This window comes from Pseudomonas putida, from assembly GCF_009883635.2.
Taxonomy (GTDB): Bacteria; Pseudomonadota; Gammaproteobacteria; order Pseudomonadales; family Pseudomonadaceae; genus Aquipseudomonas; species Aquipseudomonas putida_W.
The window spans coordinates 5,395,824-5,407,558 of record NZ_CP026115.2; the positions used below are offsets into that span (position 1 = coordinate 5,395,824).

The window sequence follows — 11,735 nt, forward strand, 5'->3', positions numbered from 1 at the left end:
CCCTCATGTCCGAATTCAGCCTTCTCGACCCGTTCCAGGCGGCCACCATCCCCCTGGGTGACTGGGTCACCGCAACCCTCAACTTCCTCGTGCACAACTTCCGCGAGGTGTTCCGCGCCATTCGCTGGCCGATCGACCAGGTGCTCAATGGCATCGAGTTCACCTTGCAGAGCATTCCGCCGACCATCGGCATCCTCCTTTCGTCGCTGCTCGGCTGGCAGCTGGCAGGCAAGCGCATGGCGCTGCTGTGCTTCATCACCTTGACGTTATTGGGCTTGATCGGGGTCTGGTCCGAGTCGATGACCACCCTGGCGCTGGTGCTGACCTCGGTGTTCTTCTGCGCGGTGATCGGCATTCCGCTGGGCATCCTGTGTGCCCGCAGCAACCGCCTGGAAAGCATCATCCGGCCCTTGCTCGATGCCATGCAGACCTTGCCGGCGTTCGTCTACCTGGTGCCGGTGGTGATGCTGTTCGGTATCGGTAACGTACCAGGTGTACTGGTGACCATCGTCTTCGCGCTGCCACCGCTGGTGCGCCTGACCAACCTCGGTATCCGCCAAGTCCCTGAAGACAAGATCGAAGCCGCCCGCGCCTTCGGCTGCACCCCGCGGCAGATGCTGACCCGCGTGCAACTGCCGCTGGCCACCTCGACCATCATGGCCGGCCTCAACCAGACCCTGATGCTGTCGCTGTCGATGGTGGTGATCGCCTCGATGATCTCGGTGGGTGGCCTGGGCCAGATGGTACTGCGCGGCATCGGCCGCCTGGACATGGGCCTGGCCACCGTCGGCGGTGTCGGCCTGGTGCTGCTGGCGATCTTCCTCGACCGCCTGACCCAGGCCATGGGCGCTCGCACCAGCGCCGACCCGAGCCTGCGCTGGTACCACACCGGCCCCGTGGGCGTGGTAATGCGCCTGTGCGGCGCGGCGCAACCCCAAGGGCGGCGCAAGACTGCCTGAGCAATCCCCTGGATACATTCGATCTGCCGCACTTGAAGATAAAAATCAGAAGAAGGTAAGCGACGATGCACGAATCCAAGTTCTCCCGCAGCATTCTCAAATGCGCCACCGCACTCACGCTGATAGCCGCCGCGCTGTGTGCCCATGCCTCGGCCGACAAACCGGGAGAAGGGGTCAAGGTCACCCCGATCTTCCCCTCCATCGCTGAAGAGCGCTTTCGTGGCGAAGTGGCCATGGAAGGCCTGCGCGAGCTGGGTTACAACGTGCAGGAGCCGAAGGAGACCGAGTACGGCGTGATGATGGTGGCCCTGGCCAACGGCGACGCCGACTTCACCGTGCACCTGTGGGAAAAACTGCATGACAAGTTCTACCAGCAGGCCGGCGGCGACGATGTGATGGTCAAGACCGGCAACATTCTGCCGGGCGTCGCCCAGGGCTACCTGATCGACAAGAAAACCGCCGACCAATACAACATCAAGTACATCACCGACCTGAAGAAACCCGAGATCGCCAAGCTGTTCGACACCGACGGCGACGGCAAGGCCGACATGACCGGCTGCAACCCGGGCTGGGGTTGCGAGCTGGTGATCTCCCACCACATGAAGGCCTACGACCTCGACAAGACCGTGACCGTCAACCAGGGCTCGTACTTCGCGCTGATGGCCGACACCATTACTCGCTACAAGGAAGGCAAGCCGATCTTGTACTTCACCTGGGTGCCGCAGTGGATCGCCAGTGTGCTGGTCGAAGGCAAGGACGTGGTCTGGCTGGAAGTGCCGAAGACCGACCTGCCGGATGGCAACAACGATGTCGATACCATGTACCACGGCAAGAACCTCGGCTTTGCCATCGACAAGGTGGTGGCGGTGCTGAACAAGGACTTCGCCAAGGAAAACCCGGCGGCCACCAAGTTCCTGTCGCTGGTGCAGATCAGCACCGATGACGAGAGCAACCAGAACCTGAAGATGCAGAAAGGCGAGAAAAAGCCTGCCGACATCACCCGCCATGCCAAAGAGTGGGTCGCCGCGCACCGTCAGCAGTTCGATGAGTGGCTGCAGGCCTCCCGCGCTGCGGCTACCCAGGCCAGCAAGTAATCCTGTTCCATCAATGTTGACCCCTTCGCGGGACAAGCCCGCTCCTACAGAAATCGTGTAGGAGCGGGCTTGTCCGCGAAGAATCCACCGCGTTCTTCCCGCCGTTGAGTCACCGCCATGAGCCATTTCGAAAGCATCCTCAAGAACGCCAACCTGGCCCACCTCGACCCTGCCGGCCGCACCACCCTGGGGCTGCCATGCCGCCGCGTGGCCTTCGTCCTGCACGAGCACTTCTCGATGATGGCCTTTACCGCCGCCATGGACAGCCTGGTCACCGCCAACCTGATGAGCGCCACGCCGCTATTCGACATCCAGGTGGTGGGCGAGGGTACGCAGGTAATGAGTGACCTCGGCATCGCGCTGCCGGTCAATACCGCGCTGGCCGAGCTTGATGTGCACGGGCTTGACTGTCTGCTGGTGTGCGGTGGTTTCCGCGTACGCCTGGAGGCGTCGGCGCTGCTGCGAAGCAAGTTGCGCCAGGCCGACCACCTGGGGTGCCAGCTCGGTGGGCTGTGGAATGGCGCCTACTTCCTGGCCGAAGCCGGGCTGCTCAACGACCATGACTGTGCTTTCCACCCGGATGGCCGGGCGATGATGAGCGAGTTGTTCCCCAAGGTCCGTGTCAGCCGCCAGGCGCACATGCTCGACAGCCGGCGGATGAGTTGTGCCGGGGCCAGCAGTGCGCTGGACATGATGCTGGCGCTGCTGGAGTTCAAAGCCGGCGAAGCACTGCGTCGGGCTGTGGAGCAGATGCTGGCGTGTGACCGCTCGCGGGTGCTGAGCGACGTGCCGTCGATCACGCCGGAAGTCGACCCGAGCCTGCCCCGTGGGGTGCGCCTGGCGCTGGAGTTGATGCATGCCAATATCGAAGACCCGATCGCCATCGACGAAATCGCCGAGCATGCCGGGCTGTCGCGGCGCCACCTGGAGCGCCTGTTCCGCCGCCATGTGCAGGCCACGCCGCCACGGTATTACCTGGAACTGCGCCTGACCCATGCGCGGCAGTTGCTGCAGCACACCAGCAAGTCGCTGACCGAGGTGGCTGTGGCCAGTGGATTTGTGAGTTTCCCGCATTTCTATCGGCGTTTTCGCGAGTTGTTCGCCATTGCCCCGCGCCAATTCCGCGCGCGCAGCCAAGGTTGGGCAGGGTGGCAGGAAGTGGCGGTACATTGATAGCTTGATGTTGACTTGTAGGGCCTCTTCGCGGGCAATACAAGCATCAACTATGTTCGATAATCGCCCAGGCACCGGTAGTCCATTGTCCGCTATTCGCCCGCCCAATCCGAACATCTCATTGCCCAACCCCCGCCTTTTTGCTTAGTGTGTCACTTATGCGCCAGTGGTCAGCTGCCCCCAGATACCTCACCCTGGCCCGATACAATGACCGTGAACGACCGCAACCACAGCCCCTGGGCCAGTAGGAAGCGGCGCCCAGAACAATAACGATGCCGAGTGCCTAGCCTATGGAAAGCCGCCTGCTGAGCGAGCGCAGTAGCGTGTTCCATCACGCCGACCCCTATGCGGTGTCCGACTACGTCAACCAGCACGTCGGCCAGCACTGCATCGGCCTGTCGCGTACCACCCACCCCCAGGCCAGCCTGAGCCACCGCAAGTTCGCCGAACTCGACCTGTGCCGCATCAGCTACGGCGGCAGCGTGCGGGTTACTTCGCCGGCGCTGGAAACCATCTACCACCTGCAAGTGCTGCTCAACGGCAACTGCCTGTGGCGCGGACACCAGCGCGAGCACCACCTGGTGCCTGGCGAATTGCTGCTGATCAACCCGGACGACCCGGTCGACCTGACCTATTCCGAAGACTGCGAGAAATTCATCCTCAAGGTGCCGACCCGGCTGCTCGACACCATCTGCGAGGAGCAGCGCTGGCAACGGCCGGACGGCGGCGTGCGCTTCCTGCGCAACCACTACCGGCTGGAGGAGCTGGATGGCTTCGTCAACCTGCTGGCCATGGTCTGCCACGAAGCCGAGGTCAGTGATTCGCTGCCGCGGGTGCAAGGGCACTACAGCCAGATTGTCGCCAGCAAGCTGATGACCTTGATGAGCACCAACATCCGCCGCGAAAGCCTGGGCACGCCGGGTGCGAGCCTGGAGCGGATCCTCGATTACATTGACCGCAACCTCAAGCTGGAGCTGACCGCCGAGGCGCTGGCGGAGCAGGCCTGCATGAGCCTGCGTTCGCTGTATGCGCTGTTCGATCGCCAGCTGGGCACCACGCCCAAGCAGTACGTGCGCCAGCGCAAGCTGGAGCGGGTGCATGCGTGCCTGAGCGATGGCAGCTGCGCGGTGCGCAGCGTGACCGAGCTGGCCATGGATTACGGCTTCCTGCACCTCGGGCGGTTCTCCGAAGTGTATCGCCAGCGCTTTGGCGAGCTGCCTTCGGAAACCTTCAGGCAGCGCCAATGACAGGGCTTACAAGGGGTAGTGCTTGAGTTCGCGCGCGATCAGCATGCGCTGGATCTCGCTCGACCCTTCGTAGATTTGCGTGATACGCGCATCGCGGTAATAACGCTCGACCGGGTAGTCCTCCAGATAGCCATACCCACCGTGTACCTGGATCGCCATCGAGCACACTCGCTCGGCCATTTCCGAGGCGAACAGCTTGGCCTGCGAAGCCTCCGACAGGCACGGCTTGCCTGCCGTGCGCAGCCGCGCGGCATGCAGGATCAGCAACCGCGCAGCATTCACCTGGACCTGCATGTCGGCCAGCAGGTTGGCGATGCTCTGGTGCTCGTTGATCGGCTTGCCGAACTGGATGCGGTCCCGCGAGTACACCAGCGCCGCCTCGAACGCGGCACGGGCGATGCCCAGGGCCTGAGCGGCGATGCCGATGCGCCCGCCTTCGAGGTTGGAAAGGGCGATGGCCAGGCCCTTGCCACGCTCACCGAGGATGTTCGCCGCCGGAATGCGGCAGTTGTCGAAGGTCACCGCGCAGGTGTCGGAGGCGCGGATGCCCATCTTGTGTTCGCTGCGGTCAACCTTGAACCCGGGGTTGTCGGTGGGCACCAGGAAGGCCGACAGGCCTTTCTTGCCCAGCTCCGGGTCGGTGACGGCGAAGACGATGGCCAACCCGGCACGGCGGGCGTTGCTGACGAACTGTTTGGACCCATTGATGACCCATTCGCCATTGACCAGCTCGGCGCGGGTACGCAGGTTGTGCGCTTCGGAGCCTGCCTGTGGTTCGGTCAGGCAGAAGCAGCCGATCACCTCGCCAGTGGCCAGGCGCGGCAGCCAGGCCTGCTGCTGTTCAGGGGTGCCGTAGGCCAGCAGGGGGCCGCAGCCAACCGAGTTGTGGATGCTCATCATCGCGCCGGTGGCGCCGCAGCCAGCGGCGATTTCCTCGACGGCCAAGGCATAGGCCACGTAGTCGGTGTAGCTGCCGCCGAAGTCTTCGGGCACGACCATGCCGAGCAGGCCCAGCTCGCCCATCTTGCGCACCACGCCATCGTCGATCCAGCCGGCCTTTTCCCAGGCCTGGGCATGCGGCGCGATCTCGCCACGGGCGAAGTCCCGGGCCATGTCGCGGATCATGATCTGTTCTTCGCTCAGTTCCAGGTCTTGCATCTGTGTACTCCCGGGCTCACAGGCCTTCGAAGAATTGGTCGACCCGCTGGCGCGACAGCCCGGCCAGGGTCGGCGGGTTCCAGCGCGGCTGCTTGTCCTTGTCGATGATCAGGGCGCGCACGCCCTCGATGATGTCGCCGTACTGGAACCACTGGCGGTCGATGTGCAGCTCCATGGCGAAGCAGTCTTCCAGCGCCAGGTGGCGACCGCGGCGCAGCATCTCCAGAGTAACCGCCATGGCCAGCGGCGAGCGGCTTTCCAGCTGTTCGGCAGTCGCCAACGCCCATGGGTGGCTGTCGCCGATGCGCACGGCGCGCAGTTGCTCGATGATCGCCGCCAGGTCGGGCTGGGCGAAGAAGTGGTCGATGACCGGGCGCAGCTTTTCCAGCGGCGCATCGTCCAGCACCTGGCTGCCGAGCTTGGCCAGCAGGTTCTGCAGGTCCTTGAGCGGATGGTCGCCGAAGCGCAGCGTATCCAGGCCTTCATCCAGCGCGGCAAGCTTGTCGCTGGTCAGGTACCAGTCGGCCAGCCCGCAGTACAGGGCGTCGGCAGCCTGGATCTGGGTGCCACTGACGCCCAGGTAGGTGCCCAGTTCGCCCGGGATGCGCGAGAGGAAGTAGCTGCCGCCTACGTCCGGGAAGTAACCGATGCCAACCTCGGGCATGCCCAGGCGGCTGCGTTCGGTGACGATGCGCAGGTCGCAGCCCTGGGCCAGGCCCATGCCGCCACCGAGGGTGAAACCGTCCATCAGCACCAGCACCGGCTTGCGGTAGCGGTGGATGGCCAGGTCCAGGGCGTATTCCTCGACGAAGAAGTCTTCGTGCAGGGTTTCGCCGGCCTTGTAGCTGTCGTGCAACGAGCGGATATCGCCGCCGGCGCAGAAGCCCTTGGGGCCTTCGCCGCGCAGTACCACGGCCTGCACCTGTGGGTCTTCGACCCATTGGTCGAGGTGCTGGCGCAGGCTGCGCACCATGTCCAGGGTCAGGGCATTGAGGCCGGCAGGGCGGTTGAGGGTGAGGTGGCCAATCTGGTTGCGGACCTCGGCCAGTACATGAGCCGTTGCCGAGGTATGAGCGTGCGCGGTCATCGCGTTCTCCCTGCTTTGTTATTGATTTTCCAAGTGAAGTCTGGAGTGCGCTGGAGGATCGCTGGATCCTGGCATGCGAATTTATCTTACGCAATGGACAAATCTGCAGGGGGATCGTGCGTTTATGCCTTGAGTTGTTCCTGGCTTGGGTTCTGCAGCGTCTGTGAGATCGAGCGCCGCCCGCGCGGCGCATCGCGGGCAAGCCCGCTTGAATGGTTAGACTTGAAGGGGGGAGCAGCTTCAGCGCCCACCGAGATGTGCTTGATAGGTATGAGTGTGCCACGCTTCACTCCGCTGCTTTGATATCCAAACACCGTTCACCCCGTGATAAAAACCGGGCACTCGATAAAAACAATTGGAATGCCTGATGTTTTCCCGTCAACCACCTGCCAACGGCCTATTCGCCACTTTTTGCCTGAGCAGCTACCTGCTTTCGCTTTCCTACGGCACGACCTTTCTGCTGGCCATGACGCTGCGCGCACACGGTGCCAGCGAAGCCGATGCCGGCACGGTGATCTGCGCCGCCATGCTCAGCACCTTTATGGCGGTGATCTTCTCCGGCCACCTGACCGACCTGATTGGCGCACCCAAGGCCGTGGCCGGCGGCGCGGTGTTTCTTGCCGCGGCCTGCCTGGGCTTTGCCACCGCCCCAGGGTTCGGTACGGCCATCTTGCTGTGCGGCCTGCTGCTGGGCTTCGGTTGGGGCCTGTTCTACACGCTGGGGCCGATCATCGTGGCGATGCTCATCGAGCCAGAACGGCGGGTCAAATACTTTGCCTTGCTCTCGGGCAGCATGATGACCGGCATCGGCACCGGGCCGTTGCTGGGGCGCGCGGCGCAGGCGTTGGGTTACCCGGTGGAGGCGGCCTTCGTCGCTGCAGCCGTGGCGAGTGTGCTGGGTGGCGTGATGTTCCTGCTGATGGGGCCGCGCATACAGCAGCTGAAGACCGGCGCCGTGGTGGTGTGCAAGATCACCCCGGCAGCCACGCGTGCGGTGCTGTCTTCCAAGGCGGCGTTCGCCATCCTGATGGTTGGCCTGGGCGGCGCGATCTTCGGAGGGCTGTCGAGCTTCCAGACTTCCTATGCCAGCGCCAGGCAGCTGGACTACTCGCTGTTCTTCCTTGGTTTCATGTCGGCTGCGATCTCCTGCCGCTTGCTGATTGCCGGTTTCATCGTCAAGCGTGACCCGTACCGCATGGCCTGTCTAATGACGGCATTGATGGTGCTGTCGGTGCTGATGTTCATGTACGGCGTCGACAGCACGGCGACCTACGTGCTGGCGGCCGTGGTGCTGGGTGTCGGCTATGGCCTGACCTATTCGGTGATCAACGGCCTGGCGGCCAACGAAGCCCCCGCCGGGCAGACAGCCCAGTCGCTGGTGCTGTTCAGCCTGGCCTATTTCGTTGGCGTGTTCGGCTTCCCGCTGCTGGCCGGCAAGGTCATCGTCCAGGCAGGCATGCCGGCACTGCTGAACATACTGCTGGTGATTGCCCTGGCCAACTGGTCGATCACTTGCGGCCGCCTGGTCTGGCGCCGCTTGGGCGGGCGTGCCGTGGCAGCGTGAGTATGCCCGGCAGCTTCCACAGGGTATGATCCGCGGCCGTGATTGGAGCCCGCCATGGCCAAAGACATCGAAAACCCCTGCGTCTCGCTCTGCCAGCTCAACAGCGAGCTGTGCGTGAGCTGCGGCCGCACCCGTGAAGAAATCCGCAAGTGGCGCGGCATGAAACGCCCTGAGAAGATGGCTGCCGTGCAACGCGCGGCCACGCGGATGAAGGCCATTACCAAGAAGAACGCCAAGCGCCAGGGTAACGACTGAAGCCGCTGCGCTTATGTAAGATGCACGCTTCGAAACGTTCCCGAGCCTGCCATATGGATACCCACTCGCTTCTCGCCTTCACCCTGGTGGCTGCAATCGCCATTGCCAGCCCAGGGCCTGCCACCCTGATGGCCATCAACAACAGCCTCGCCCACGGCCAGCGCAGTGCCGTGTGGTCGTCACTGGGCAATGGCTCGGGCCTGTTCTGCCTGTCGGCGGCCGCCATGCTTGGCCTGGGAGCGTTGCTGGCCAGCTCCGAAATGCTGTTCAACGCGGTCAAGCTGATCGGTGCCGGCTACCTGTTCTACCTCGGCGCCCGGCAGTTGCTCAAGAAAAGCCCGATGCTGGTGGATCAGGCGGCGGCCGAGGTCAGCAAGCCGACCCCCTTGAAGTTGTACAAGTCGGCGTTCCTGACTGCCGTCACCAACCCCAAGGCGACCATGTTCTTCACCGCGCTGTTTCCGCAGTTCATCGACCAGGGCGCGGCGCTGCTGCCGCAGTTCCTGACCCTGACCGGGATCTTCGTGGCGTTGTCGCTGACGTCGTTGAGCCTGTATGCCGCGCTGGCCTCGCGGGCCAAGGGTGTGCTGACCCGGCCGGCGCTGTCGCGTTGGGTGAGCCGGGTAGTCGGCACGACGTTCATCGGTTTTGGTGCGGCGATTCTGACCATGCGCCGGCAGGCCGGTTAAGAGCGTTCTCGGGCCCTATGTACTGAGTACCGGTGTTGCACTGGTCTTGCTGCTCTGTGCCGGCCAGTTTGCGATGATCCGCGGTTTTCGCTGGGCCATATGGCTGACCCTGCCGAGCTTGATCGTGCCTGCAGCACTGCCGCGGCGCGTGCACCGTGCGCCAATCCTGGCGTTGGCTGCGCGCCATGGTGTGCCGGTCACGGCAGTCTGGGTGCAGGCTCCGGTCGAGCAGGCATTGGCACGCAATGCCTTGCGCCGGGTCGATCATCAAGTGCCGAGGGCGAGTATTGAGGCGGTGGCGGCTGCGTTCGAGCCACCTTGCAGGTCCGAGGGGTTTGTCGAGGTTATCGAAGTGAACGCCAGCCAAAGTGGGCACGAGAAGGCTGCAAGGCTTTGAGTGTCGGTGCAGGACCGCGAAGGTGATGCCTCGACGCGCGAACTCGGCGTCAGCAGCTTGCATCAATGGCATCTATTAATGAGAAGGCAGCCTATGGCAGCTTCGGGCGTATTTGCAATGGCACCGAGATCCGAAGCGAACATTCGCCCATGGCTACAATGAGTGCCTGCGAACCCAGCCATTGCGGTTACGATCAATCTCGGCCCATGAAAAGGAATTCAAGAAAATGGAAGTAACGTGCACCTCTCTGGATGAAGTCCGGCAGCGCATCGATGTCATCGATCGAAGCCTCGTTTCACTGCTCGCTCAACGCGGCAAGCTCGTGACGCAGGCCGCGCGCTTCAAGAAAACCACCGATGACGTACGCGCGCCGGCGCGGGTCGAGCAAGTCATCGAGAAGGTGCGGGTAATGGCAGGCGAGGCGGGTGCTTCGCCTGCGGTGGTGGAACAGGTCTACCGGGCCATGATATCGGCGTTCATCGCCGAAGAGCTGAACGTTCACGCCACGCTGACTGCCACTGATCCAGCGGGCAATGCGTGAGCATTCAACGGAGCAGCGTGCATCAGGCGGGCAGGGCGCCTCAACCTTTCACAAAAGATCGAGGCGCCTCTGGGTAATGACTACAGCGACAGCGCGGTCACCCGCGAAGATTTGGCGTTGGGTGACCGCGGTCGGTCAGTCCACCCGCACGAACACGTTCTTGGCCATGTTGCTGCCGCCAATGGCTTCCAGACGCTTACCGCCGTCCAGTACGCGCACATTGATCAGTGCCTGGCCATCCTTGTCGCGCGCGACGACCTCATCATCCTTGCGCTCCCACTCCTCGACCTTGAACTTGTTGCCGTTGGCAATGATGTAGTCCTTGGCGAACTCGACTTTCTGTTTTGGGCCCTGGATGCCCATTACCGTGGTGGTCTGTTCATAGGTGCCTTCCAGGGCATCGTTGCCGCAGCCGGCCAGTACACAGAAGGGCAATGCTGCGAGCACGAGTTTGATTTGACGCATGGGATTTCCTTATCGATTGGCTTTGATCGAACAACCAGGCGCGAGTCTGGGCGCCGGTCCTTCGGCTACCGCACGGGGTGCGGTTAACGCCGCGGGATTATACAGACCGTTTAGAAAAAATCAGATTTTGCCCCTTTCTTGTAGTCCATTTCCCAAAGATACTCTTCCCGCATATTTTCCGTTGCGGCTGCTCTGCCGAGGGCTTTAGTCTCGGCCTGTCGCTGCTCATCAGCGACACGGCTTTGACAGGCCGTAACGGTATTATGCATGTGGCTCGCCTGATATGGCGGCTGTACGTGGGGCACGCTTGCGTGCGCCGGAACTTGCATAGTCCGCCGGTCTGTCAACCCATGTACAGCTGCCACCCGACTGTTTGACAGCAGGCAGGTGGAAGCCCCAGGAAAGGTACTATGCGATGTTGAAGATTGTCCCCGATCCACCCCACGATATTCATTCCCTTGAAGACACCCTGATCCAGGCTACGGACTACGCGTTGTGTGCGTCCACGGTGGTGCATCAGGCGTTGCTGCTGCAGCCCAAGTCACCGGCGTCGATCCTGATGATGGCCTCGATGCATGAGATGGAGGCGTTGCGGGCTTTGCTCGAAGCGGCGTTGATACAGGTGCAGATGCCTACTAAGCCTCGGACCTTGCACTAAGGCTCAGGTGATGTGCTGGCTGGTCTGGCCCTTTCGCGGGTCAAGCCCGCTCCTACAAGGGTTCGCGATTCCCTGTAGGAGCGGCGGTGCGGCGATCCGACTTGTCCCGCGAAGAGGCCAGCCCAGGCAAAGCAAATTTTCAGGGAGATTGACCAATGACCACAGACGACACCCAATGCACCGTCGGCAAGACCACCTTCTTCCAAGGTGAAAACCAGAGCCACCCATTGTTCCGCATCGAACCCGGCATCCCCTGCCGCGACGCGCGAGAGCAGGCTTCGGAACTGATGGGCTATGTGCGCGAACTGACCATCCTGGGCCTGATGGATGAAAAGCCGATGATGATCTGGGCCTCGCACTACCTCAGCGCGATGGCCAAGGCGTTGATGGATGATGCCGAACTAGGCATGACCCAATAAGCCAAGATTGCGTCAGCAGGGAAGTCTGG

At 62.7% G+C, this 11,735-nt stretch carries 15 protein-coding genes; 11 read left to right on the forward strand and 4 right to left on the reverse strand.

Going from position 1 to position 11,735, the window contains the following annotated elements; translation table 11 throughout:
* The first annotated feature begins 5 nt into the window (after positions 1–5).
* From proW to C2H86_RS24530, 4 genes are all read left to right on the forward strand, one after another.
* Positions 6–959: a glycine betaine/L-proline ABC transporter permease ProW gene (gene proW / locus C2H86_RS24515; RefSeq protein ID WP_159410248.1), complete on the forward strand. Its 954-nt coding sequence runs from the start codon at positions 6–8 to the stop codon at positions 957–959.
* Between the two features lie 65 nt (positions 960–1,024).
* Entirely contained in the window at positions 1,025–2,053 is a 1,029-nt protein-coding gene (gene proX, locus C2H86_RS24520) for a glycine betaine/L-proline ABC transporter substrate-binding protein ProX (RefSeq protein ID WP_159410249.1), read from the forward strand.
* A 117-nt stretch (positions 2,054–2,170) separates the two neighbouring features.
* Positions 2,171–3,226 (forward strand): GlxA family transcriptional regulator, encoded by a 1,056-nt coding sequence (locus tag C2H86_RS24525; RefSeq protein WP_159410250.1) that lies wholly within the window; start codon positions 2,171–2,173, stop codon positions 3,224–3,226.
* A 290-nt stretch (positions 3,227–3,516) separates the two neighbouring features.
* Positions 3,517–4,473, forward strand: coding sequence for a helix-turn-helix transcriptional regulator (locus C2H86_RS24530; protein WP_159410251.1), 957 nt, complete (start codon positions 3,517–3,519; stop codon positions 4,471–4,473).
* Positions 4,474–4,479: 6 nt separating this feature from the next.
* Here the strand turns inward: C2H86_RS24530 and C2H86_RS24535 are convergent, their stop codons facing one another.
* Together C2H86_RS24535 and C2H86_RS24540 are read right to left on the reverse strand one after the other, a co-directional pair.
* Positions 4,480–5,631 carry an acyl-CoA dehydrogenase family protein gene (locus tag C2H86_RS24535; RefSeq protein WP_159410252.1) on the reverse strand — a complete coding sequence of 384 codons (1,152 nt, stop codon included), beginning with the start codon at positions 5,629–5,631 and terminating at the stop codon, positions 4,480–4,482.
* Positions 5,632–5,647: 16 nt separating this feature from the next.
* Positions 5,648–6,718, reverse strand: a complete 1,071-nt coding sequence (locus C2H86_RS24540) for an enoyl-CoA hydratase/isomerase family protein (RefSeq protein WP_159410253.1) — start codon at positions 6,716–6,718, stop codon at positions 5,648–5,650.
* A 367-nt stretch (positions 6,719–7,085) separates the two neighbouring features.
* On the opposite strand from C2H86_RS24540, the gene C2H86_RS24545 reads away from it, so the two are divergent.
* From C2H86_RS24545 to C2H86_RS24565, 5 genes are all read left to right on the forward strand, one after another.
* Positions 7,086–8,282 (forward strand): MFS transporter, encoded by a 1,197-nt coding sequence (locus C2H86_RS24545; protein ID WP_159410254.1) that lies wholly within the window; start codon positions 7,086–7,088, stop codon positions 8,280–8,282.
* 54 nt (positions 8,283–8,336) lie between these two features.
* Positions 8,337–8,537: a DUF1289 domain-containing protein gene (locus C2H86_RS24550; RefSeq protein WP_159410255.1), complete on the forward strand. Its 201-nt coding sequence runs from the start codon at positions 8,337–8,339 to the stop codon at positions 8,535–8,537.
* Positions 8,538–8,590: 53 nt separating this feature from the next.
* Positions 8,591–9,226, forward strand: coding sequence for a LysE family translocator (locus C2H86_RS24555; protein ID WP_159410256.1), 636 nt, complete (start codon positions 8,591–8,593; stop codon positions 9,224–9,226).
* 73 nt (positions 9,227–9,299) lie between these two features.
* On the forward strand, positions 9,300–9,623 hold the full coding sequence (locus C2H86_RS24560; protein ID WP_159410257.1) for an AAA family ATPase: 324 nt from the start codon (positions 9,300–9,302) through the stop codon (positions 9,621–9,623).
* Positions 9,624–9,849: 226 nt separating this feature from the next.
* On the forward strand, positions 9,850–10,164 hold the full coding sequence (locus C2H86_RS24565) for a chorismate mutase (RefSeq protein WP_159410258.1): 315 nt from the start codon (positions 9,850–9,852) through the stop codon (positions 10,162–10,164).
* 135 nt (positions 10,165–10,299) lie between these two features.
* Here the strand turns inward: C2H86_RS24565 and C2H86_RS24570 are convergent, their stop codons facing one another.
* Positions 10,300–10,629, reverse strand: a complete 330-nt coding sequence (locus tag C2H86_RS24570; protein WP_103447575.1) for a hypothetical protein — start codon at positions 10,627–10,629, stop codon at positions 10,300–10,302.
* 110 nt (positions 10,630–10,739) lie between these two features.
* Complete coding sequence (locus C2H86_RS24575; protein ID WP_159410259.1) at positions 10,740–10,898, reverse strand: hypothetical protein; 159 nt, start codon at positions 10,896–10,898, stop codon at positions 10,740–10,742.
* Positions 10,899–11,044: 146 nt separating this feature from the next.
* Between C2H86_RS24575 and C2H86_RS24580 the strand changes: the two genes are divergently transcribed.
* The gene (locus C2H86_RS24580; protein WP_159410260.1) at positions 11,045–11,287 is read left to right on the forward strand and encodes a hypothetical protein; all 243 of its coding nucleotides are present in this window, start codon (positions 11,045–11,047) and stop codon (positions 11,285–11,287) included.
* A gap of 155 nt (positions 11,288–11,442) precedes the next feature.
* Entirely contained in the window at positions 11,443–11,706 is a 264-nt protein-coding gene (locus C2H86_RS24585) for a DUF3077 domain-containing protein (RefSeq protein WP_159410261.1), read from the forward strand.
* Positions 11,707–11,735 lie beyond the last annotated feature (29 nt).

Coding starts and splice junctions, on each gene's coding strand:
- proW (WP_159410248.1), top strand. CDS start 6: ATGTCCGAATTCAGCCTTCTCGACCCGTTCCAGGCGGCCACCATCCCC.
- proX (WP_159410249.1), top strand. CDS start 1,025: ATGCACGAATCCAAGTTCTCCCGCAGCATTCTCAAATGCGCCACCGCA.
- C2H86_RS24525 (WP_159410250.1), top strand. CDS start 2,171: ATGAGCCATTTCGAAAGCATCCTCAAGAACGCCAACCTGGCCCACCTC.
- C2H86_RS24530 (WP_159410251.1), top strand. CDS start 3,517: ATGGAAAGCCGCCTGCTGAGCGAGCGCAGTAGCGTGTTCCATCACGCC.
- C2H86_RS24535 (WP_159410252.1), bottom strand. CDS start 5,631: ATGCAAGACCTGGAACTGAGCGAAGAACAGATCATGATCCGCGACATG.
- C2H86_RS24540 (WP_159410253.1), bottom strand. CDS start 6,718: ATGACCGCGCACGCTCATACCTCGGCAACGGCTCATGTACTGGCCGAG.
- C2H86_RS24545 (WP_159410254.1), top strand. CDS start 7,086: ATGTTTTCCCGTCAACCACCTGCCAACGGCCTATTCGCCACTTTTTGC.
- C2H86_RS24550 (WP_159410255.1), top strand. CDS start 8,337: ATGGCCAAAGACATCGAAAACCCCTGCGTCTCGCTCTGCCAGCTCAAC.
- C2H86_RS24555 (WP_159410256.1), top strand. CDS start 8,591: ATGGATACCCACTCGCTTCTCGCCTTCACCCTGGTGGCTGCAATCGCC.
- C2H86_RS24560 (WP_159410257.1), top strand. CDS start 9,300: ATGATCCGCGGTTTTCGCTGGGCCATATGGCTGACCCTGCCGAGCTTG.
- C2H86_RS24565 (WP_159410258.1), top strand. CDS start 9,850: ATGGAAGTAACGTGCACCTCTCTGGATGAAGTCCGGCAGCGCATCGAT.
- C2H86_RS24570 (WP_103447575.1), bottom strand. CDS start 10,629: ATGCGTCAAATCAAACTCGTGCTCGCAGCATTGCCCTTCTGTGTACTG.
- C2H86_RS24575 (WP_159410259.1), bottom strand. CDS start 10,898: ATGCATAATACCGTTACGGCCTGTCAAAGCCGTGTCGCTGATGAGCAG.
- C2H86_RS24580 (WP_159410260.1), top strand. CDS start 11,045: ATGTTGAAGATTGTCCCCGATCCACCCCACGATATTCATTCCCTTGAA.
- C2H86_RS24585 (WP_159410261.1), top strand. CDS start 11,443: ATGACCACAGACGACACCCAATGCACCGTCGGCAAGACCACCTTCTTC.